Genomic DNA, 558 nt, shown 5'->3' with positions numbered 1-558 from the left:
CAACACGAGATAAAGGCGGTTTTATCGCCGATGAATGGTGTGTTTTAGGGCGTTTAGACAATCTTTTTTTCAGTGCTGGTGAAGGTATTCAACCAGAAGATATAGAAAAAATTCTTAAAACACATCCCAATGTTAGCCAGTCTTTTGTTGTCCCTATTGATGATGCTGAATTTGGGCAACGCCCTGTTGCTGTTGTCGATGCTAGTATTGAAATAATCAACCAATTACCACAGTGGTATCACTCTCGATTAGCGGGATTTCAACGACCCGTTGCTTGTTTACAACTCCCTGAAAGCCTTAAAAATGGCGGAATTAAAATTTCCCGTAAGCAAGTGCAAGTGTGGGTACAAACACAATTAGGGTAAGAAATTACCCTAACTTACTATAGTTCGCAGTTAATATTATTTATTTTGCTAATAAATCCATCTTCTTATATTTGTATTTTTTTTAAAATATTATTTTATTTTAATTTGTAAAATAAGACTTTCAGTTAATTATTAAAGAAGGTTATTATATTATGAATATAAATGATAAAAAAAAGACCGTAGGATTTGATAC

The 558-nt window shown here is 33.0% G+C and carries 1 protein-coding gene; it reads left to right on the top strand.

Annotation, left to right across the window (positions count from 1 at the left end):
- Positions 1 to 365: AMP-binding enzyme (locus ABN217_RS20040; RefSeq protein WP_502935146.1), on the top strand; the 365-nt coding region annotated here is incomplete at its 5' end.
- Positions 366 to 558: the final 193 nt, after the last annotated feature.

This window comes from Proteus sp. fly-1067, assembly GCF_040139345.1.
Taxonomy (GTDB): domain Bacteria; phylum Pseudomonadota; class Gammaproteobacteria; order Enterobacterales; family Enterobacteriaceae; genus Proteus; species Proteus vulgaris_B.
The sequence above is the reverse complement of the archived record's forward strand: the minus strand, read 5'-3'. Positions and strand labels throughout refer to the sequence as shown.